At 60.4% G+C, this 427-nt stretch carries 1 protein-coding gene; it reads left to right on the forward strand.

What is annotated here, in order from left to right:
• Nucleotides 1–178: 178 nt before the first annotated feature.
• On the forward strand, nucleotides 179–427 hold a 249-nt coding region (locus tag P0D80_RS51265; protein ID WP_408296642.1), incomplete at its 3' end, for a helix-turn-helix domain-containing protein.

Consider the following 427-nt stretch of genomic DNA (forward strand, 5'->3'; position numbering starts at 1 on the left):
TGGGCGGCGACAATGACTACGTCCGGTCGTGTTGCCTCACGAAGGAATGTTACCCGACTGATTTGCAATAGCCTAGACTAAATCTGACAGTGGTCGGTTTCTCGTGCTGTTGCGCGTGGGGCGGAGGACGTAGTCCGAAGCGGCAACGCGCGCGGCGGCGAACTGCAAGGAGTCCGCCATGACTCAGGAACAGAAAGTCATCCGCGCTAAGGTCGGTATGCTCGAACTGGCGCGGCAACTGGGCAATGTCAGTCAGGCCTGCCGGGTAATGGGTTATTCCCGCGACAGCTTCTATCGCTTCAAGGAACTGTACGACAAGGGCGGTGAAGCGGCCCTGCAGGAAATCTCCCACCGCCGCCCGCTGCTGAAGAACCGCGTGGATCCGCAGGTCGAGACGGCGGTGATCGAACTGGCCCTGGAACTGCCC

The organism is Paraburkholderia sp. RL17-373-BIF-A, assembly GCF_046030175.1.
Taxonomy (GTDB): Bacteria; Pseudomonadota; Gammaproteobacteria; order Burkholderiales; family Burkholderiaceae; genus Paraburkholderia.